Source organism: Salinimicrobium oceani (genome assembly GCF_012037645.1).
In genome coordinates this window covers 1-343 of sequence record NZ_JAAVJR010001223.1, presented here as the reverse complement: position 1 = coordinate 343, position 343 = coordinate 1, and the positions used below count along the sequence as shown (strand labels likewise).

Below are 343 nucleotides of genomic sequence, written 5' to 3'. Positions count from 1 at the left end.
AAATCTCTTCTGAGAAACGGGTCCATCCTAAATAGTTAGGATGTGAGCTAATGGTTAATACGTCCGGACCAATCTGGACTATAAAATTCTCTGATTTAACTCTGTAATGCGGTTTGAACCTTAAGTTTGGATCACTTGATCTTACAGGCTCTGGTAGTTGTTGAATTGGTAAATTTTCGACACTTTCAAATTCCGGTTGAAGAGAATTATAAATTAAACCGAAGACAGCATTAGAATTGATTTTTGTGGAAAATCTTATCTCCACGAGCGCATCCACAATTGGGCAAGGATCTATCCTCTTGGGTAACTTCATTCCTTTTTCAACTAAAGAACCTAGGTCCAT

General features: G+C 37.6%; 1 protein-coding gene. It reads right to left on the bottom strand.

The features are described 5' to 3' along the window. Nucleotides 1–313 (bottom strand): TIGR04255 family protein (locus tag HC175_RS21560; protein WP_168139962.1); only part of this gene is annotated, 313 nt, incomplete at its 3' end. Nucleotides 314–343: the final 30 nt, after the last annotated feature.